This is a genomic window from Photobacterium profundum (assembly GCF_003026285.1).
GTDB lineage: Bacteria > Pseudomonadota > Gammaproteobacteria > Enterobacterales > Vibrionaceae > Photobacterium > Photobacterium profundum.
Window position 1 is genome coordinate 1 of sequence record NZ_PYOD01000016.1, and the last position, 21,068, is coordinate 21,068.

Annotated in this window: 15 protein-coding genes and 1 rRNA gene; 10 read left to right on the forward strand and 6 right to left on the reverse strand. The window is 43.0% G+C overall.

Translation table 11 applies throughout. From position 1 onward, the window contains the following. The first annotated feature begins 2 nt into the window (after nucleotides 1-2). A 5S ribosomal RNA gene (rrf, locus tag C9J48_RS22675) occupies nucleotides 3-118 on the forward strand. Nucleotides 119-703: 585 nt separating this feature from the next. Here rrf and C9J48_RS22680 read toward each other — a convergent pair. The 3 genes from C9J48_RS22680 to C9J48_RS22690 form a co-directional block, all read right to left on the reverse strand. Beyond that, a complete protein-coding gene (locus C9J48_RS22680) occupies nucleotides 704-2,068 on the reverse strand; it encodes a YjiH family protein (RefSeq protein ID WP_006233403.1) in 1,365 nt (454 codons plus the stop codon). A 313-nt stretch (nucleotides 2,069-2,381) separates the two neighbouring features. Then, on the reverse strand, nucleotides 2,382-3,737 hold the full coding sequence (gene gorA / locus C9J48_RS22685) for a glutathione-disulfide reductase (protein WP_006233404.1): 1,356 nt from the start codon (nucleotides 3,735-3,737) through the stop codon (nucleotides 2,382-2,384). 174 nt (nucleotides 3,738-3,911) lie between these two features. Beyond that, a complete protein-coding gene (locus C9J48_RS22690; protein WP_006233405.1) occupies nucleotides 3,912-4,751 on the reverse strand; it encodes a 23S rRNA (adenine(2030)-N(6))-methyltransferase RlmJ in 840 nt (279 codons plus the stop codon). 256 nt (nucleotides 4,752-5,007) lie between these two features. Between C9J48_RS22690 and prlC the strand changes: the two genes are divergently transcribed. Further along, nucleotides 5,008-7,050 carry an oligopeptidase A gene (prlC, locus tag C9J48_RS22695; protein WP_006233406.1) on the forward strand — a complete coding sequence of 681 codons (2,043 nt, stop codon included), beginning with the start codon at nucleotides 5,008-5,010 and terminating at the stop codon, nucleotides 7,048-7,050. A gap of 88 nt (nucleotides 7,051-7,138) precedes the next feature. On the opposite strand, the gene gppA is transcribed toward prlC, so the two are convergent. Together gppA and rhlB are read right to left on the reverse strand one after the other, a co-directional pair. Next, nucleotides 7,139-8,632 (reverse strand): guanosine-5'-triphosphate,3'-diphosphate diphosphatase, encoded by a 1,494-nt coding sequence (gppA, locus tag C9J48_RS22700; RefSeq protein WP_036804283.1) that lies wholly within the window; start codon nucleotides 8,630-8,632, stop codon nucleotides 7,139-7,141. 12 nt (nucleotides 8,633-8,644) lie between these two features. Further along, nucleotides 8,645-9,958: an ATP-dependent RNA helicase RhlB gene (rhlB, locus tag C9J48_RS22705; protein ID WP_006233408.1), complete on the reverse strand. Its 1,314-nt coding sequence runs from the start codon at nucleotides 9,956-9,958 to the stop codon at nucleotides 8,645-8,647. A gap of 113 nt (nucleotides 9,959-10,071) precedes the next feature. On the opposite strand from rhlB, the gene trxA reads away from it, so the two are divergent. From trxA to fre, 6 genes are all read left to right on the forward strand, one after another. Further along, nucleotides 10,072-10,398 (forward strand): thioredoxin TrxA, encoded by a 327-nt coding sequence (gene trxA, locus C9J48_RS22710; RefSeq protein ID WP_006233409.1) that lies wholly within the window; start codon nucleotides 10,072-10,074, stop codon nucleotides 10,396-10,398. Between the two features lie 196 nt (nucleotides 10,399-10,594). Then, a complete protein-coding gene (gene rho, locus C9J48_RS22715; protein ID WP_006233410.1) occupies nucleotides 10,595-11,860 on the forward strand; it encodes a transcription termination factor Rho in 1,266 nt (421 codons plus the stop codon). A gap of 242 nt (nucleotides 11,861-12,102) precedes the next feature. Then, a complete protein-coding gene (locus tag C9J48_RS22720; RefSeq protein ID WP_242610877.1) occupies nucleotides 12,103-13,140 on the forward strand; it encodes a hypothetical protein in 1,038 nt (345 codons plus the stop codon). A 188-nt stretch (nucleotides 13,141-13,328) separates the two neighbouring features. Continuing rightward, complete coding sequence (gene ubiD / locus C9J48_RS22725; RefSeq protein ID WP_006233412.1) at nucleotides 13,329-15,224, forward strand: 4-hydroxy-3-polyprenylbenzoate decarboxylase; 1,896 nt, start codon at nucleotides 13,329-13,331, stop codon at nucleotides 15,222-15,224. 19 nt (nucleotides 15,225-15,243) lie between these two features. Then, entirely contained in the window at nucleotides 15,244-15,525 is a 282-nt protein-coding gene (locus C9J48_RS22730) for a 2Fe-2S iron-sulfur cluster-binding protein (protein WP_006233413.1), read from the forward strand. Between the two features lie 27 nt (nucleotides 15,526-15,552). Next, nucleotides 15,553-16,263, forward strand: a complete 711-nt coding sequence (gene fre / locus C9J48_RS22735) for an NAD(P)H-flavin reductase (protein WP_006233414.1) — start codon at nucleotides 15,553-15,555, stop codon at nucleotides 16,261-16,263. Nucleotides 16,264-16,414: 151 nt separating this feature from the next. On the opposite strand, the gene asnC is transcribed toward fre, so the two are convergent. Beyond that, a complete protein-coding gene (asnC, locus tag C9J48_RS22740; protein ID WP_006233415.1) occupies nucleotides 16,415-16,876 on the reverse strand; it encodes a transcriptional regulator AsnC in 462 nt (153 codons plus the stop codon). 166 nt (nucleotides 16,877-17,042) lie between these two features. On the opposite strand from asnC, the gene C9J48_RS22745 reads away from it, so the two are divergent. Then, the gene (locus tag C9J48_RS22745) at nucleotides 17,043-20,192 is read left to right on the forward strand and encodes an ABC transporter substrate binding protein (protein ID WP_006233416.1); all 3,150 of its coding nucleotides are present in this window, start codon (nucleotides 17,043-17,045) and stop codon (nucleotides 20,190-20,192) included. 105 nt (nucleotides 20,193-20,297) lie between these two features. Further along, on the forward strand, nucleotides 20,298-21,068 hold the full coding sequence (locus C9J48_RS22750) for a class I SAM-dependent methyltransferase (protein WP_006233417.1): 771 nt from the start codon (nucleotides 20,298-20,300) through the stop codon (nucleotides 21,066-21,068).

Genomic DNA, 21,068 nt, shown 5'->3' on the forward strand with positions numbered 1-21,068 from the left:
TGTCTGGCGACCATAGCGCTGTGGCTCCACCTGATCCCATGCCGAACTCAGAAGTGAAACGCAGTTGCGCCGATGGTAGTGTGGGGTCTCCCCATGTGAGAGTAGGGCATCGCCAGGCGCCCAATTTAAGAAGGCCATCCGAAAGGATGGCCTTTTTTCGTATATACAGTGAAAATGTTTATTGTTATTCCAACCTGGAAAACTAGCGATCCAGCAGTCTTCTATCCCTTGAAATACTCTTCTCGCCTTTTAGCTATTTTCTAGCAAGTGACTCTAATACTAATCAAAACAAGCATCTGTTACTAAGCAGTACAAACTCTCCCTGCAATATCACCATAACCCTTAAACGCTTGATGGCTAAAAACAGCATTGTCGCATTCTAGCTACCTACTCATATTCATAACGGCATCATGATTCTTCCTGTGATGATTGATTGTTTCTAAAATACGGAGAACGAGAATGCCTTATATGCTTAGTTGCCAATGAACTATATAAAATAAGCGCTTAGTAGCAGGGGGCGCTGAAAGCTGTCTGGTTGATGAGGAGGGGCTTATACCTATGACTAAGTCTTTATCTAAGTTGGTATTATCTGAAGAGGTAAGAATGGCTGCGTTGATATGAGGTTATAGAATTGGTGATATTGGGAAGGGTAAGCCTTGAGGGGGTAATGAAGCCTGCAGTTAAAACTGCAGGCTTTTGTATCTTAGAAGATGATATGTGCCATTAATGCGATGACTGGTAGGGTTACGAGTGTGCGTAGAATGAAGATAACAAACAATTCCCATGCTTTTACTGGTACTTTACTACCAATTAGCAGTGCACCAATTTCAGACATGTAGATAAGTTGTGTTACCGACATTGCTGCAATAACAAAACGAGTTAGATCACTTTCGATGCCTGAAGCTAGAATCGAGGGTAAGAACATATCCGCAAAACCGACAACGATTGTTTTAGAGGCTTCAGTGGCTTCTGGTATTTGTAGTAACTCTAGGAAAGGAATAAATGGCATTCCTAGGTAATCAAAAATTGGTGTATTTTCAGCAATCACTAACGCTACGGTACCTATTGCCATTACGACAGGCAGTACGCCGAAAACCATATCAACGGCATTTTTTAGGCCATCAAGCGCGATTGCTCGAAAACTTTTTACTTCGCGAGCTTTATTTAAGGCTTGCTCTATACCGTATGAAAATATGTTGTGTCCAGCTGGTACTGCTTCATTGTCTGTCGATACTTTTGAACCATCAATGTAGGTATTCTTTTTATTCGATAGTGGTGGCAAACGTGGAACGATTATCGCGGCTACAAAACCAGCTAAACAAACTGTTAAGTAAAATGGGGCAAACATATGCTCCAAGTTAACTTGTGCGATAACCACTAAGCTAAAGGTAATAGAAACTGCTGAGAAAGTTGTACCAATGACAGCTGCTTCACGCTGAGTATATAAACCAGTCTCATATTGCTTACTTGTAAGAAGTACGCCAACACTGCCATCACCTAGCCATGATGCAATACAGTTAACTGATGAACGACCTGGCAAGCCGAAGATTGGGCGCATTATTTTCGTAAATAAGGTGCCGAAAAATTCAAGTAGACCAAAATTAAGTAATAACGGTAATAACATACCAGCAAAAATAAACACCGAAAATAATACTGGTAGTAAGTCATTGAGTACTAGCCCGCCAGTATCACCACTGTGAATCGCTTCAGGTCCTATATTAAGAAAGGTCATTACTGCAAAAATAGCACCTAGTTGCTGCACTATAAACCATGCCATCGTTGGGTTCAGTAGACCATTTAGAAAGCTATTATTTAAAATAAATTTAGGTTTAACCACTTTTGTTATTAAGGACAAAACAGCAGTAAAGCTAATGATAAAGGTTACTATCGCCGTTAATTTATCATCAAATAGGGTTTGAATTGTTTTCGCTAAAATAGCGATCGGAATGGTAATAGTGCCCTGATAATCGACGGGTGCCATAAAAAGAAAGACACCTAATAGAGAGGGAAGAAGGAACATAAGCCAATTGGCCGTTGTAATTGGCTTTGCTTGTACCTGATCCTGCATGATTAACCTTTATCTTATAAATTCACTAGTGTGAATGACTGCTTTTTATCCTTGCGGAATAACTATTCACTGATTATCCATAATCAGGAGGGAGAAGGTTACATTTTTTACGACTATTTGGGAATACTGTAAGTGCATAATTGTCTATTTATGCACTATTTGTGAGGTTTTTATTCTTTGTATGAGAGCTGTAAAGGTAAAATCAATAAGTTATAAAAAAGCATATGGCTTTTAGTTATTGGCTATCGAGTTCTATTTTTTCTGATAATAAAAAGGGAGGCTAACTAGCCTCCCTTTATGTGTTACTTATTATTTAGCGCATGGTAACAAATTCTTCAGATCCTGTAGGGTGAATGGCTACAACACTATCGAAATCAGCTTTAGTTGCACCCATCTTAATGGCAACACCGAAGCCTTGAATCATTTCATCAACTGTAAAGCCAATACCGTGTAAGCCAACCACTGTTTCTTCAGGGCCAGCACAAACTAACTTCATTTTACAAGGCTGACGATGAGATGTAACTGCAGTGTACATAGCCGTAAAACCAGACGTATACACTTTAACGTTATCTTCGCCATACTGTGCAATAGCTTCAGGTTCCGTTAAACCAATTGTACCGATCGGTGGGTGGCTAAATACAACAGTAGGGATTAGTTTGTAATCCATCTTGGCTTCAGTTTTACCGTTAAATAGACGTTCAGATAACTGACGTCCTGCTTTAACAGCTACAGGAGTCAGTTCAACACCACCTTCCATAATATCGCCAACACAATAAATACCAGCAATATTTGTTTGTTGGTATTCATCAACCTTGATATAACCACGTGAATTAGTTTCAACGCCCGTTGATGCTAGGTTTATTTTGTCTGTCGTTGGATTACGACCAATAGCCCAGATCAGTAGGTCGGTATTGTGCGACTCACCATTTTCGAAGTGTAATGTTGTTGAACCATCAGCTTCCTTGATGATTTCTTTAGGAATTGAATGCGTATGAAGGGTTGGACCTTCTGCATTCATGACTTCCACTAATGTTTCAACGATCAATGGATCAAAGCTACGCAGTGGTGATTCTTTACGAACGAACAGGTGAGTATCTGTACCTAATGCACTTAAAACACCTGCAATTTCAACAGCAATATAACCTGCACCAATGACAGCTGTACGCTTAGGCTGTTCGTTCAAGTCAAAGAAGCCGTTTGAGTCGATGCCGTGTTCAGCACCAGGAATATTCGGGATTGTTGGCTCGCCACCTACAGCAATTAGGATGTGATCTGCTGTTAAATGCTCGCCATTTACTTCAATTGTTGTTTCATTAACAAACTTAGCGAAGCCATTAATTACTTCGATTTTGTTGTTACCAAGCACATTGTCATATGCTTGATGAATACGACCGATATATGCCTCACGGTTTTTGACGAGAGTGCTCCAATTGAAGCTTTTCACATCAACATCAAAGCCATAGTCTTTTGAATAAAGATGGATAGCTTCAGCAATTTGAGCGCCATGCCACATTACTTTTTTCGGTACACAACCAACGTTTACACAGGTGCCACCCAGTGCTTTTGCTTCAATTAGAGCAACTTTTGCGCCATGCATTGCAGCACGGTTAGCTGATGCAATACCGCCACTTCCGCCACCAATACAAATGTAATCAAAATGCTTCGCCATGACTTTCTCCGCTTAATTTTATGATTTATGAGCTGAACCTAGTGTAATCAAGAAATAGAAGAGTTACGAGAGGTGTGAATCGAGAAATCTGATTCAGCTTAGATCATTAATCGAAGATAGAAAGAAGGCGATTGAAATATCGCCTTACTGAAGAGGGTATAATCGTATTAACTCTTATTCAGGTACTACCCATGTAATTGAATGGTGGCCATGATTAGGTGCAATAGCTTGTTGTAACCAAGGAAGAATAGTCTGCATTTGACTCTCTAATTTCCATGGTGGGTTGATTACAATCATGCCTGAAGCCGTCATACCACGCTCGGTCGTATCTGGCTCAACGCCTAATTCAATTTGTAAGATATTACGGATACCACACTTCTCAAGACCTTTAAGCATTTTATCGATGTTTTCGCGGTAAACCACTGGGTACCAAATTGCATAGGTCCCCGTTGCCCAGCGCTTATAGCTATCAGCTATCGCGTTTACGACATCCATATATTCATGCTTAAGCTCATAAGGTGGGTCGATCAGTACCACACCACGTCGCTCTTTAGGGGGTAAACTGCCCTTTAATCGTAAGAATGCATCTTCTTTATACATACGTACTTGGCGATCGCCTCGAAACTCTTGCAATAATAAAGGAAAATCGGCTGGGTGAAGTTCAGTTAGCACCATACGGTCTTGTTCACGTATCTGAGCGCGAGCAACACTCGGTGAACCAGGGTAATACCGCAGTTCTTCCGTTTCATTCAGCGCTTTTATTGCTTCGATATAAGAGGTGATTTCAGCTGGAATATCATCACGAGACCAAAGGCGTGCAATACCTTGTTTGAATTCACCCGTTTTTTCACTTCGCTCATCTTGCAGATCATAACGACCCACACCAGAGTGCGTATCGTGGTAGACGAAAGGCTTATCTTTTTGCTTGAGTGCATCTAGGATCAAACTTTGGACTATATGTTTAACCACATCGGCGTGGTTGCCAGCGTGGAAGCTGTGGCGATAACTCAGCATGAATTGGTCTCTGTGCGTATTTTAAAGTATTTATGTGTGGCTATTATGGCGGATTAGCCATGAATATCCAGATGAGCGGTGAACTTTAGTTGTTCACTATGGATGCCGTCTATAAAAGCTTGTGGGTAACATTCAGTTTTGTTTTATTTAATCGATAGATATTACAAGCAGTTCGACCATAATGAGTAAATAAGGGATTGAATTAACACGCCCACACACACATCTAAACAATAATAAAAGAATTAAGGATACGCGCATGTCTAACCCATTATTATCCATGACGGCTTTACCGCCGTTTTCTCTGATAAAGCCAGAGCATATAAAGCCTGCTGTTGAACAGGCTATTGCCGATTGCCGTGCGAAAGTAGAAGAAGTACTCACCAATAGCGATTTGGCAAGTTGGGAAACGATTTGTGTCCCACTTGCAGAGACGGATGATCGACTTAGCCGTATTTGGTCTCCTGTCGGGCACCTGAATGGTGTTAAAAATAGCGCTGAATTACGTGAAGCGTATGAAAGCTGCTTACCTATTTTATCGGATTACGGTACCTGGGTGGGTCAACACAAAGGTTTATATGAAGCATATAAGGCCATTAAAGCGAGTGATGAGTTTGCTACGTTGTCTCAAGCACAGCAGAAAACAATAACCGATGCGCTCAAAGATTTCGAACTGTCTGGCATTGGTTTACCTGCAAAAGAGCAACATCGTTATGGTGAAATTAGTAAGCGACTTTCAGAATTAGCATCAACGTTTAGTAATAACGTGTTAGATGCAACGATGGGATGGAGCAAACTGATTACCGATGAGTCGGCATTGGAAGGCTTGCCTGAATCCGCAATACAAGCAGCAAAAGCGAATGCAGAAGCCAAGGATAAAGAAGGCTACTTATTTACGCTTGAAATTCCCTCTTATTTACCAGTAATGACTTATTGTGCCAACCGTGAATTACGTCAGGAAATGTATCAAGCATTTGTTACTCGTGCTTCAGATCGTGGTCCAAATGCCGGTGAGTGGGATAACAGCGAAATCATTGCTGAAAAGTTAAAGCTGAGCCATGAAATTGCACGTCTATTAGGTTTTAACACTTACAGTGAAAAATCACTTGCGACGAAAATGGCGGAATCTCCAGAGCAAGTATTGGGCTTTCTTAATAATCTTGCGGTACGCGCAAAACCACAAGCTGAACGTGAAGTGGCAGAGCTACGTGACTATGCGAAAACTGAATTTGGTGCAGAAGATCTAGAACCGTGGGATTTGTCTTTTTATTCCGAGAAATTGAAACAACACCGTTATAGCATTTCAGATGAACAGCTTCGCCCGTATTTCCCTGAGAAAAAAGCCGTCGCAGGTTTGTTTGAAGTACTTAAGCGTGTCTTTGGGATGGATGTGAAGCAGCGCGAGGGTGTCGAGGTATGGGATGACACTGTTACCTTCTTCGATATTTTTGATGCAACTGGCGAGCTTCGTGGCAGTTTTTATCTTGATTTGTATGCCCGTGAACACAAGCGTGGCGGTGCATGGATGGATGAATGTGCCGTACGTCGCATATGTGCCGATGGTAGCTTACAAACCCCTGTCGCATACCTAACGTGTAACTTTAATAAACCCATTGGCGATAAGCCTGCATTGTTTACTCATGATGAATTGGTCACTTTATTCCATGAAACTGGCCATGGTATTCACCATATGTTGACGCAGGTTGATGCGCCATCTGTTTCTGGTATCAATGGTGTGCCGTGGGATGCAGTTGAATTACCGAGTCAGTTCCTCGAGAACTGGTGCTGGGAAGAGGAAGCATTGGCATTTATTTCTGGTCACTTTGAAACGGGTGAGCCTTTACCGAAAGAAATGCTAGATAAAATGTTGGCGGCAAAAAACTTTCAATCCGCGATGGGTATTTTACGTCAGTTGGAGTTTGGTCTGTTCGATTTCAGCTTATACACCAATTATGATCCAGAAGTGGGTGCCCAGGTATTAGAAACATTATTTGATGTGAAATCACGAGTATCGGTCGTACCTAGCCCTGAATGGGGACGTTTCCCGCATAGCTTTAGCCATATTTTTGCCGGTGGTTACAGTGCTGGTTATTACAGTTACCTATGGGCAGAGCTATTATCTGCTGATGCATTTTCTCGTTTTGAGGAAGAAGGTATTTTTAACCAAGCAACAGGTGCTGACTTCCTACATTGCATTCTAGAGCGTGGCGGTAGTGAAGAGCCTATGGACCTTTTTAAGCGTTTCCGCGGGCGTGAACCTCAACTGGATGCGATGCTACGTCACTGTGGTATTACTGGCTAACTAGCATCATTGAGATGTGAAGTTAATATGTAATAAAAAAGGCTCCCGAGGGAGCCTTTTTTAATCGAACAAGTTGTGAATATTAGCGTTATTCGCTTTCTTCAAGAACCAAAGGCCAACCCATGTCAGTTTGACGGGTGGCTTCTTGCTGTAGCTCAGCGCAGCTTAACGGGTTAGCTAATAGCCAAGCCGCTGGTAATGTCAGAACCAGTTTGTTCTCAGCGACCGATAAACTAAATGGCGGCTGCTGGTTGTGATCACGACGATGACAGAGAATAACGGCTAAACGTAACAGACGTAAAATACGGGCAGCACTTTGGGCTGACAGTGCATGCTGTTCCGGTAGACTTGTTAACTGCTCGCGGAAGCGACGCAGTAGTTCTGCTATCAAATGTTTCTGTGCACGAGTAAAGCCTGGTAAATCAATGTGATTGATCAGGTAAGCGGCATGTTCACCGCTTTTCTTGAACTCAATACTGGTACCGATTTCATGTAAGCATACGCTCGCATGAAGCAGATATTGTGCCTGAGGCTCCAATTGCCATTCTTCATTGCAACGAGATAGTAACGCCATCGCAGTATTAGTCACCGCACTTGCGTGACTGGTATCGAGCTGAAAACGCTCTTGAACGCTGGTAAGTGTACGTTCACGTACATCATGGTGACGCATTTTACTCATCATTTCATACACCATACCTTCACGTAGGGCGCCGCCTGCCAAAGTCATTGATTCGATGTTCAATGATTCAAACACAGCGATTAAAATGGATAAGCCGCTCGGAAAGACCAGCGCGCGTTCCAGAGTCAGACCTTCAATATCTAAGTCTTCTAAGCGTTCATACTGCATTGCTTGGCGCTGCATGCGCTTTAGCTTCGGAAGGGTGATAATTTCATCCATTCCTTGGGCCAGCATGATTTCCTGCAGGGCTTGTACGGTACCACTGGCACCCACACAAGTTTCCCAGCCTAGCTGGGTATACTGCTCAACGATTGGTTCAATCGCATTTTTTGCAGCATTAATGGCAGCGTCAAAATTTTCAGCCGTTAAGTAGCGATCTTTGAAGTAGCGTTCTAACCAAGTCACACAGCCAATTTTCAGGCTGGTTAATGCGCTGGCATCAAAACCCTCGCCAATAATGACTTCGGTACTCGCACCACCAATATCGACCACTAAACGCTTGTCACTGCCACCAGAGGTGTGGGCTACACCTTGATAGATAATCCGGGCTTCTTCTTCTCCGGGAATCACATCAACCTTGCTACCAAGGATATCTTTTGCTTTGGAAAGAAATATATCAGCATTGACTGCAGTACGGAGTGCCGCAGTACCAACAATGCGAACACGCTCAGCAGGTATATCCTGTAAACGTTCTGCAAATAGACTGAGACAGTCCCATCCGCGCTGCATTGCTTCTTCGCTTAATTCGTTTTGGCTATTCAGCCCTGCCGCTAAACGCACTTTACGTTTAATTTTAGCCAGCGTTTGCACACTGCCAGCGACTTCACGAACAATCCACATATGAAAGCTATTAGAGCCTAAATCAATTGCGGCATATAACGGTGATATTGAATTCCTTTCCATAGGCATATGTTCTTATTGTTGCTTCTGTGATTGTGGATGACGTCGGTTATTATTACGAGGACGTGATTGTCCTTGACCCTGACGGTTTCCATTAGGACGACGGTTTCCACCTTGACGCGGCGTTCGCTGAAGGCGAAGCGGTGCTGGTAGCTCGTCTAACAATGCTTCAGAGTTATACTTTGATAATGGAATTGGGTGTTCAATGTAAGTTTCGATAGCAGGAAGGTTAATTGCGTATTCTTCACATGCAAAACTAATTGAATTACCGCTTTCGCCTGCACGACCAGTACGACCGATACGGTGTACGTAATCTTCAGCATCATCAGGTAGGTCGTAATTATAAACGTGTGTTACTTGTGGAATATGTAAACCACGAGCAGCCACATCGGTTGCCACTAGAATATCAATCTCACCTTGGGTGAACTGTTCTAGAATACGAACACGTTTTTTCTGCGGTACATCGCCATTCAATAGACCAACACGGTGGTTATCGGCAGCTAGGTGACCCCAGATGTCTTCACAACGGTGCTTTGTATTAGCAAAGATTATAGCGCGATCTGGCCACTCTTCTTCGATTAGAGTCTGTAGAAGGCGCATTTTTTCCTGATTTGAAGGATAGAAAAGCTCTTCTTGAATACGATGTCCCGTTTTTTGATCCGGTTCAACAACCACACTTTCAGGGCTGTTCATGTGTTCGAATGCGAGTTCTTTTACACGGTAAGACAATGTTGCCGAGAACAACATGTTCAAACGTGCTTTAGGTGCTGGCATGCGACGGAACAAAAAGCGAATGTCTTTAATAAAACCTAAATCGAACATACGATCGGCTTCATCAAGTACAACCACCTGAATAGAGGCTAAGTCGATAACACGCTGCTTGTAGAAATCGATAATACGACCACAAGTACCGATAAGGATATCAACGCCTTCAGCAAATACTTTCTGTTGCTTTTCATACGCTTCACCACCGTATGCTAGACCAGCTTTTAGACCGGTGCTTGCAAGTAATGGCGCGGCATCATTGTAAATCTGGATAGCCAGTTCACGGGTTGGTGCCATGATTATAGCGCGAGGCTGGTTAGTTTTGCGCTCATCCGATGCCGGATTGAGAAGCAAATGATTAAAAGTCGCGGTCAAAAAGGCTAGGGTTTTCCCCGTACCTGTTTGAGCCTGACCTGCGATGTCTTGGCCGGTGAGCACAACCGGCAATGCTAAAGCTTGGATCGGGGTACAATTATGAAACCCTTGTGCGTCCAGTCCTTGTAAAACCGTAGGCTCTAAACCTAGGTCAGCAAATTTCTGCTCTGTGATGTGAGTCGTCTTCATTCGTATAGAATATCAGCTTAGGGTTGCAATACGAAACGTATTCCATTCAAATAGGGCAACGATTTGCTGGTTAAAAATAAAATCAGCTAAAAAATCAACCATTGGAGTGGAAGATGAACGACAAGATTGTGCAGCTAACAGACGCAACTTTTGACAGCGATGTAGTGAATGCTGCTGGTCCGGTACTGGTCGATTTTTGGGCTGAATGGTGTGGTCCTTGTAAAATGATCGCCCCAATTCTTGACGAAATCGCCAACGAGTACGAAGGTAAAGTGACGATCGGTAAATTAAATATTGATCAAAACGCAGCAACACCGCCAAAATTTGGCATTCGTGGCATCCCAACATTATTGCTTTTTAAAGATGGTAGTGTGGCAGCAACGAAAGTCGGGGCTCTTTCTAAGACCCAGCTAAAAGAGTTCCTTGACGCGAACTTATAAGCAGCTTTGTGTGAACTATGTGCAATTTCTCAGTTGTACATAGTTTGTCTTCCGTCTATGCTAGACGGAAGGAATCTTTAGTGCTAACGTAATGCACATAAATTGCTATTCCGTTCATTTCTTGACCAGCCCCTTGGTCAACTCTATCTTAAACTAAAATAGAACCCCGATTTTGACAGACAAGAAACCCACCACTATGAATCTTACAGAACTGAAGAACCAACCTATTCCAAAGTTGGTCGCACTTGGCGAAAGCTTGGGCCTAGAGAATCTAGCGCGCTTGAGAAAACAAGACATTATCTTCTCTATTCTCAAACAACACGCGAAAGGTGGTGAGGATATTTTTGGCGATGGTGTTCTAGAAATCCTTCAAGATGGCTTCGGCTTCCTTCGCTCTTCAGATAGTTCTTACCTTGCTGGCCCTGATGATATTTATGTATCTCCAAGCCAGATTCGTCGTTTCAACCTTCGTACTGGCGATACTGTTGCCGGAAAGATTCGTCCACCGAAAGATGGCGAACGCTATTTTGCACTACTTAAAGTAAATGCAGTTAACTACGACAAACCAGACAACGCACGTAATAAGATCTTATTTGAAAACCTGACGCCACTGCACGCGAACGATCGTATGCGCATGGAGCGTGGTAACGGCTCGACGGAAGATATCACTGCACGTGTTCTTGATTTAGCATCTCCGATTGGTAAAGGTCAGCGTGGTCTGATTGTTGCTCCGCCTAAAGCGGGTAAAACCATTTTGCTTCAAAACATTGCGCAAAGTATTGCCCACAACCACCCTGAGTGTGAGTTGATGGTTTTACTTATCGATGAGCGCCCGGAAGAAGTAACCGAGATGCAACGCCTCGTTAAAGGTGAAGTTATTGCATCAACGTTTGATGAGCCAGCTTCACGTCACGTTCAAGTGGCAGAAATGGTTATCGAGAAAGCAAAACGTCTTGTTGAACACAAGAAAGATGTTGTTATCCTGCTTGACTCAATTACTCGTCTAGCGCGTGCATACAACACTGTTGTTCCTTCATCTGGTAAGGTACTAACAGGTGGTGTTGATGCTAATGCCCTTCACCGTCCTAAGCGTTTCTTCGGTGCGGCACGTAATGTTGAAGAAGGTGGCAGCTTAACAATCATCGCGACAGCATTAGTTGATACCGGCTCTAAGATGGATGAAGTTATCTACGAAGAGTTTAAAGGTACAGGTAACATGGAATTGCACCTATCTCGTAAGATTGCTGAGAAACGTGTATTCCCTGCGATTGACTTCAACCGCTCTGGTACTCGTCGTGAAGAGTTATTGGCTAAACCTGACGAATTACAGAAAATGTGGATCCTGCGTAAGATTGTTCACCCAATGGGCGAAACAGACAGCATGGAATTTCTGATCGACAAACTGTCTATGACGAAGACGAATAATGAATTCTTTGACGCAATGCGTCGTCAGAAATCATAATCGAAACTGTTTACGTCACAGTTTGATAAAACGCCACCTTGTGTGGCGTTTTTTATGGGACAAAATTCCGGCATACTGCAACGGTAAGATCAAAAATCAAACAGTATTCAATTAGTTGCGCATTCAGTTGAGAGTACATTTCATAGGATTGAAATTTGTCTCTGGTTTGAATTTACAATATGCTCAATTTCATTGAATCAATACAACCTTACGACATATGAAAGCATCAGGATGGTCATCGTATGAATACGTTAAAAGGTTGTCCTTTCTATTTAGGAGGCAACATGCGACAAGGAATGTGCATGGTCGTCTTGCTACTTGCAGGATGTGTTCAATCTGCATTAGCGGTTGAGATTACTGAAACAAAAGTTAATGAGGTTTCGATATCACCTCAAGTGGTCAATCGTGCTGCGGCATTAATTAAATTATATGAGAAGAGTGATTTTCGTGCCCTCGAATTTAATCTTTCCCAAATATCGTCATTGAAGCAAGAAGCGGTTCGTAGTCAGATTATTCAACACGCTGTGAGTTATGATCAGCTTGATCAAGATAAAGCGAACTGGCTACAAGTTCAGGCTGAGCGTCAATCGAACTTTTCGATTATTGAGCAGGGTGATGGATACCTAGTGACGAAAGCTGCATTTCCATACGGAACCCAAGCTCGAAAGTTAGTACTTCATTGGCAGCAGACATTGCTAGCCGATAAAATGGTGACCCAAGCCGAAGAGGGTTCACTCGTACTATCAAAATGGCTCGCTGGTGATATTTTTCATCAAAAAGAACAACGTGATATCTTCCTTGAAAAGTTACCTGAGCTTTCACCTACAGCACTTAATAAATTAGTGGCTCAATTCTCTTCTGATTCCCAATTGATGTGGTTGCCTGATAACGCGATCATTGCCAGCTTAGCGAAGCAAACCGGTGACGAGTCTATGTATCGCCTATTATGGCGGCGTCGTACGGACCAATACAGCCAAGCAGAGCTTACTCGCTTAGTGAATAAGGCCCCCGAGCCTCAAGCGATTGAACAATTAATGGCTGCAACCAGTAACCCGTCATTAAAGCAACAAGCCTACCGTTCGTTAGTGTTATTAAAACCTATGCCACCACAGACTCGTGAATTCCTACAAGGGAAGCTCAATGAAGTGGATGATGGAAAAGTTGTTGCCGTGCAGTTAGCTCAACAGGGTTATGGCAGTTGGCTAGAACAATTGGCTGAATCCAGTGGTAATAAGGTATTACAAAAAAACTTACAATCGGCATTGGCTAATTTACCTTAATACCTTGTATGAGCAGATTACATGTTTTGTTACCGCAAACGCTTGGTGCTTATTCTGGTATTCAGAGGTAAGAACCGTGTGTTCAAGTTAACAAATCGTTATAATGTCGCTAATTTGATGGAAAATAGTCGTCATGTTTTACATGACACCAACGCTATTTAATCTTTTATTGGCAACGGGTAGCCCCTATGAAATTTAAGGATCTGCGAGACTTTATTGATTACCTCGAACAAGAAGGTCAATTAAAGCGCATTAAGCAGCCTATCGATCCAAATCAGGAAATCACTGAAATCTGTGATCGCACTTTACGTGCGGGTGGTCCAGCATTACTGTTTGAAAACCCTATTGGTTATGATATTCCGATACTCGCGAATCTTTTTGGCACCCCTGAACGCGTAGCTATGGGCATGGGTCGCCAAGACGTTGAAGAGTTACGTGAAGTCGGAAAATTGCTTGCTTACTTAAAAGAACCTGAGCCCCCTCGCGGTTTTCGGGATGCCATGGATAAGCTTCCCGTGTTCAAACAAGTATTGAACATGCCAACGAAACGTCTGCGTAAAGCGCCTTGTCAGCAAGTGATCTGGGAAGGTGACGATGTTGATTTAGATAAAATCCCAGTAATGAGCTGTTGGCCTGATGATGTCGCACCACTGCTAACATGGGGCTTAACGATTACCAAAGGGCCGAATAAACCTCGTCAGAACTTGGGTATTTATCGCCAACAAAAAATTGCAAAAAATAAAATCATTATGCGTTGGTTAGCTCACCGTGGTGGTGCGTTAGATCTGCGTGACTGGATGGACACTCACCCTGGCGAACCGTTTCCTATTTCTGTGGCTTTTGGTGCTGATCCTGCGACAATTCTGGGTGCGGTTACCCCGGTGCCAGATACCTTATCTGAGTATGCATTTGCAGGCTTGCTACGTGGTAGCAAAACGGAAGTAATAAAAAGCATTAGTAACGACTTAGATATACCAGCAAGTGCTGAAATTGTGCTTGAAGGCTACATCGATCCTAATGAATTTGCAGATGAAGGTCCGTATGGTGACCACACGGGTTACTACAACGAAGTTGAACGTCATCATGTGTTTACCATTACGCATATAACGATGCGTGAAGACCCTATCTATCACAGTACGTATACGGGACGCCCGCCTGATGAGCCTGCAGTATTAGGGGTCGCACTAAACGAAGTTTTTGTGCCTATTTTGCAAAAGCAGTTCCCCGAAATTGTGGATTTTTACTTACCGCCTGAAGGTTGTTCGTACCGCATGGCCGTCGTAACAATGAAAAAACAATATCCGGGTCATGCGAAACGCGTGATGATGGGGGTGTGGTCTTTTTTACGTCAGTTTATGTACACAAAATTTGTAATTGTCCTTGATGATGACGTGAACGCACGTGACTGGAATAGTGTTATTCAGGCTATGACAACAAGGATGGATCCGGTTCGTGATACTCTTCTGATAGAAAACACACCGATTGATTCACTCGACTTTGCATCTCCTGTTGTTGGTCTTGGCTCAAAGATGGGGCTTGATGCCACAATAAAGTGGGATGCTGAAACGGCGAGTACGCCTAGTGGAACCAGCCAGGTAAAACCGGATTTCAATATTGAAACGGGTACGCGCAGCTTACTCGGGCAATTTCCAGAGATTGTCGATTTCTATTTACCGCAAGAAGCAGATAAAAATAGTATGGCTATCGTGAGTATCAAAAAAGATGCTGCAGGCCATGCGACTCGAGTGATGGACGGAGTCTGGTCGTTTCTGAATCAGTTTACGGATGCGAAATTTGTGATTGTATGTGACGATGATGTCAATGTGCGCGATTGGAATGATGTTATTTGGGCGATAACTACCCGAATGGATCCAAGCCGCGATACATTACTGATCGCCAATGCGCCGATAGATTCATTGGATCTTACTTCGCCTGTTGTCGGTTTAGGCTCTAAAATGGGACTAGATGCGACCAATAAATGGCAAGGTGAAGCGGCTCGCGAATGGGGTACACCTATTACCAAAGATCCAGTAATCGTAGCAAAGGTGGATGCCATCTGGAACGAACTGGATATTTTAGATTAACTATTTAGGTTAATTCACGATGTCAGAAACTGAAACGAAGCATCAAATACACCTATTGCCTCATGATCTTGTTTTTATTGCCAGCGAGCAAGAAACGATCTTAGAGGCAGCGCTCAACGCAGGTGTTGCTTTCCCTAACCGTTGTCAGGTTGGAGCATGTGCGATGTGTATGTGCCAAAAAGTTTCTGGCGAGATAAGCTACCAACTAGAGCCTATGCTTACAGAGAAAGAGCAGGCGCAAGGTTGGATGTTTACCTGTCAGGCCGTCGCGCAGAGCGATGTGGTTTTACAGTTAGATTAGAGGAATATAATGTCAGCGATAACAGCAATGCCCACCAAATGTGAAGTGACGTCAGTAGAGCCACTTGCCTGCAATACATTTCGTATTCTGCTAAAGCCAGAACAGAATGTTGATTATAAAGCGGGTCAGTATCTACTCGCGGTAATGGGTGAGAAAGATAAGCGTCCATTTTCGATAGCAAGCAGCCCTTGCCGTGACGGTGAGCTTGAATTACATATTGGCGCTGCAGAACATAACCCTTATGCGATTGAAGTGGTTGAAACCATGAAGACAGCGTTAGCAAATGGTACAACCGTTGAAATTGAAGCACCGCATGGTGATGCTTGGGTTCGTGATGATAGCGATAAGCCGTTATTGATGATTGCTGGTGGTACGGGCTTTTCTTATGTACGTAGTATCTTAGATAACTGCTTAAGCCGTGGTGTTACTCAACCTATCTTTGTCTATTGGGGGGGGCGTGATGCTTGTCAGCTTTATGCGCACGATGAACTGCAAGCATTAGCGAAACAGCACAGTAACCTTACCTATATACCTGTCGTTGAAGATGCACCGAAAGAGTGGGTTGGTAAAACAGGGAATGTACTAGAAGCCGTTAGCAATGATTTTGTTAGTCTATCAGCGTACGATATTTATTTGTGTGGTCGTTTTGAAATGGCTGGCGCGGCTCGTGAGCAATTTACGGCAGAAAAAGGTGCAGATCGCGAGCGTATGTTTGCTGATGCATTTGCATTTATTTAACGGGAAAACAGGGTTGGATTAGCTCCTGAACCAACAACTGCGTTAGCTTATCTATGAATACCAGAAGGCGAGATCACCGATCTCGCTTTTTTTATTTTATGTGTGCTGATCTAGTTATATCACTGAAAAATAGCGCGGCATTGGGCTGGCGCTAAGGTTTCACATTGCGGTTGATTGGGTTCTGTAGCGAAATTAATGTTTCAGTCGATTGCACTTCATCGATAGCTTGAAGCTTATCAATGAGTACATATTGCAACTCTTCAATCGAATGGCACATCAGTTTAACGAAAATGTTATAAGCTCCTGTGGTGTAATATGCCTCAACGACTTCATCCAATTCTTTCAGTTTTTCTATAGCTGAATGGTAATCGCGTGCAGCATTTAAATTAATACCAATAAAACAACATACGTCATAGCCCAATAATTTAGGGTTTACCATCACTTCTGTTCCTGTGATGATTTCTGATGTACGCATTTTTTCTACCCGAACGTGCACGGTAGCCGGGCTTACATTAAAACGTTTTGCCATTTCGGCATAAGGTATTCTGGCATCATGCATTAAGGCTTTTAAAATATCGCGGTCTAAGTCATCAATTCGAGGGTGCTGGGTCATGATTTTCGTCAATCCATTGTTTATACGTAACAGCTCATATCTTATACTGGTTTAAATCCCAGATTCATACCTAACAATAAAATAGAGTTATAAGCACTGTAAAGGAATGACAGTGCTCAGTGGCTGATTCACCTCATTCCAGGTAACCAGGATCCTGTTGTCGTTTATGCGTTTTATCATTTTATTCTTGATGGGTTTTCTCACACTCCCATCTTTTGCTGAGCCGGCAAAAAATACCCTCGTTATTCACTCTTACCATCAAGGATTGTTGTGGACCGACGCCTTACAGGCGGGATTAGAGGCAACAACACGGCCTTATAATATTCCATTGAATGTCAGTTATATGGATACCAAACGTTATCAATCTGAATTCGATCTTGCCAAGCGATTAGATATTTATCGCAATAAATTAGCTAATGAGAAATTTGATGCGATCGTGGTGACGGATGACTATGCCTTGTGGTTAGTGAATCAACTTGCCGATGAAGTAGGTAATACGCCGATAATTTTGGGTGGAATTAATGATTACACACCGGCGAAGCATGAGCAGCTGAAGTTTGTTACAGGCGTATTAGAGGTTGATAGTGTTGCTGATAATATTCAATTGGCGCGTTCATTGCAGCCCAACTTAAAGCATATCTATTTTTTAGCGGATGACACATATACCGGTCGAACTTTCTGGGCGAGAGTTGAAAACTATTTGGCACAAGCCCCCATGAATGGTGTTCAATTTACGCGGCTTCCCATTGAGGAATTCTCAGCGTTATTTGACCATGCGAGTAAGCTTCCTCTCGATTCTGCTGTGATTTTTCTTAGCTATTTTAAAGATAGTGCAGGACGCTATATGGCGAGTGATGTTTTTTTACAGCAGTTCACTGAACGGGCTTCTGCACCGGTATACGTTTCTTATCGTTATATGCTGGAGCTCGGAGCGACTGGCGGAGTCGTCACAAGTGGGGTTGAACAAGGCCGTAAAATGGGCTCACTATTGGTGAAAGTCCTCAATGGAAAGCAAGGTGAAATACCTGACTTTATTAATAATTCAACCCAAATTGCGTTTAACTACCAACAGCTTAAGCGCTGGGGGTTAACGGTTGTCGATCAATATGCATTGTTAATCAATAAGCCAATTACCTGGTATGAGTATTATAATAAAGAACTGAAAGCACTCAGTATCTCGGTTGCATTGATGGGTGTGGTGATTGTTTTATTAGTACTGATGATTCGTCAGTTACGAAAGAGCGAACAACAATTACAACAAAGCCAAGCCTTGTTTGAGGGGGTGTTTGATCAAAGTTTTCAATATATTGGTATTCTAGACTCAAGCGGCGTATTGATCTCCGGTAACCTCGCCTTACAGAATTTGCTGGGGCATAAAATCATTAAATATGATCGTCCGTTATGGCGCTGGCATTGCTGGCAACAAGAAACTGCCGTTAAACTCAATCAGACATTTATCTCAGCCCAGCAAGGGCAGCTTCTTCGTTTTGAAGCGCCAGTGCAAAGTATTGATGATGGGATACGGGTATTAGATATTTCGGTCAAAAACATGCCGACAGCCCAAGGCGAAAGTGAGCAAGTGTTGATTGAAGCGCGTGATGTTACGTCACGTCATCAGATGGAAGATAAATTACGCGAGCGTGAAGTGAGCTACCGCTTACTCTACGAGCAGCAACCCGTTATTCTTTTAGCCATCGACAGTCAAGCGCGGATTCAGTCGGTTAATCAGTTTGCTGCCGATTTATTGGGTTATAAAAAACGCGATATGCTGGGACATAAAGTAACTGACTTTTACTTAGATGATGATGTTTTGCCGCAACAATTTATTTCAAACTCTAGGTTGAATGACGATCAAATTGTTTGGCGCCGGCAAGTTAGATATAAGTGTGCAGAAGGTAAATCGGTATGGGTACGTGAAACCATTCGTTCAACCCAATCGAAATTGCAGCTTTTATTGGTGGGGGAAGATATAACCTCAACACGAGAGCTGGAAGAAAAATTGGAATATCAGGCGTGCCATGATTACCTTACCGGATTACTTAATCGCAATTACTTTGAAACGCAGTTAGAAAATGTTTTAGTCGAAGCTAGAGAAAATGATATTCGTCATGCGATGTTTTATATCGATTTAGACCAATTTAAAGTGATCAATGATACGGCAGGGCATGAAGCTGGTGATGAAGCCTTAAGGCAGGTGGCATTATTGCTACAAGACATAACCCCAGAACATGCGACATTGTCGCGCTTAGGTGGGGATGAATTTGCCATTATTTTACGCCACTGTACACAATGCGAAGCAGTGACATTTGGTAATGAAATTCTACACTTGTTAGAAGGGGCTGAGTTTTTCTGGCAAAACACCCGCTTTAGCTTTAGTTGTTCGTTAGGTATTCGTTTGATTGATGAGACGGCAGGCTCTCCTCAACAGGTTCATGCGCAGGCAGATACTGCTTGCTATGCCGCCAAAGACGAAGGGCGTAATCGTCTGCACCTCTATCACCCTGACGATGAAGAGCTCAAACGTCGCGAGTTGGAAATGGAATATGTGAACCATATTCACAAAGCATTAGCTGAACAGCGATTTGAATTGCATGCCCAGCAAATTGCACCTGTGGCATCTGGCTCGACGAAGCAGCATTATGAAATATTGGTAAGAATGCGTAACAGTGATGGCAGTATGGTATCTCCAGGACTCTTTATGCCTGCCGCTGAGCGTTACAATATCGCTCACCTGATTGATCGTTATGTCGTAAAAGGGGTTATTGAGTGGCTGCAAGCCAACAAAGAGGCCGTTGAAAAGCTGGAATTATGTTCGATTAACCTATCGGGGCAATCGATGGGGAACCGAGACTTTGTCGGTTTCTTGATTGAGCAGATTCGTGATTCAGGTTTACCCCCATCAAAGCTGTGTTTAGAAATTACGGAAACCGCGGCAATCGGTAATATGAGTGAAGCCATTCAATTGTTTACTCAACTTAAGAACCTTGGCTGTCTTATTGCGTTGGATGATTTTGGCTCGGGGTTATCCTCATTTGGTTACTTGAAACGGATGCCTGTCGATATTATTAAAATTGACGGCATGTTTGTGCGTGATATTGCTGAAGATGAAATGGATTTTGCGATGGTGAAAGCGATTAATGAACTTGCAAAAAAAATGGGCAAGCAGACGGTCGCTGAATTTGTTGAAAATGAAGCTATTTTAATGCGCCTGCAAAGCCTTGGGGTGGATTACGCGCAAGGTTATTTATTTGGTAAGCCAAAGCCTTTAGCGGAATTAGTGGCGGAATTAAGCCAAGATGAAATCTCGGTGCTATAATCCTGCGCCTTATTAGCATTATATTCAGTTAAACCAGCCTTAAGCCTCTATCGCGATGTGATTGTGAAGAGAAATGCTAAGACAATTTTAGAACCGGAGCATGTTGTGCAATTAGCTTTAATTTGTGAAAACCCAGAACGCCAGAATGAACTGGATGAATTAGCACAACGCTGGGGTCTGAGCCACGATGAAAAAAGTATTTTTGCGTTAGTGCTGACAGATACCCAACTTGAGTTACGAAAATTAGACGAAGCGAAACTGGGGGCGGTATTTGTCGATCTTGTCAGTGGTGCGGCGGCGCATCGACGTAAGTTTGGTGGCGGTCGTGGTCAGGCGATAGCCAAAGCGGTTGGTTTGAAGAAAGGGGTAATGCCGCGAGTACTGGATGGTACCGCAGGTTTAGGGCGTGATGCGTTTGTATTGGCGTCGCTAGGTTGTACCGTGCAAATGGTTGAGCGTCATCCTGTTGTTGCTGCACTGTTGGATGACGGGTTAGCGCGAGCAAAACAAGACCCTGAGATTGGAGGGTGGATTAGCGAGCGTTTATCGTTACTGCATGCTTCAAGCCACGATGCATTAGTTAAGTTGGTAGAAGACCCCGATTTTATTGCTCCTGATGTTGTGTATCTTGACCCTATGTATCCACATAAGAAAAAATCGGCTTTAGTTAAAAAAGAAATGCGCGTATTTCAAACATTAGTGGGTGCGGATAACGATGCCGACAGTTTATTTGCACCAGCTATGGCATTAGCAACGAAACGTGTTGTCGTAAAACGCCCTGATTACGCAGAGTTTTTAGCTAATGCAAAGCCTTCTACGGCAATTGAAACGAAGAAAAATCGATTTGATGTGTATGTAAAGGCTGCAATGACGTAA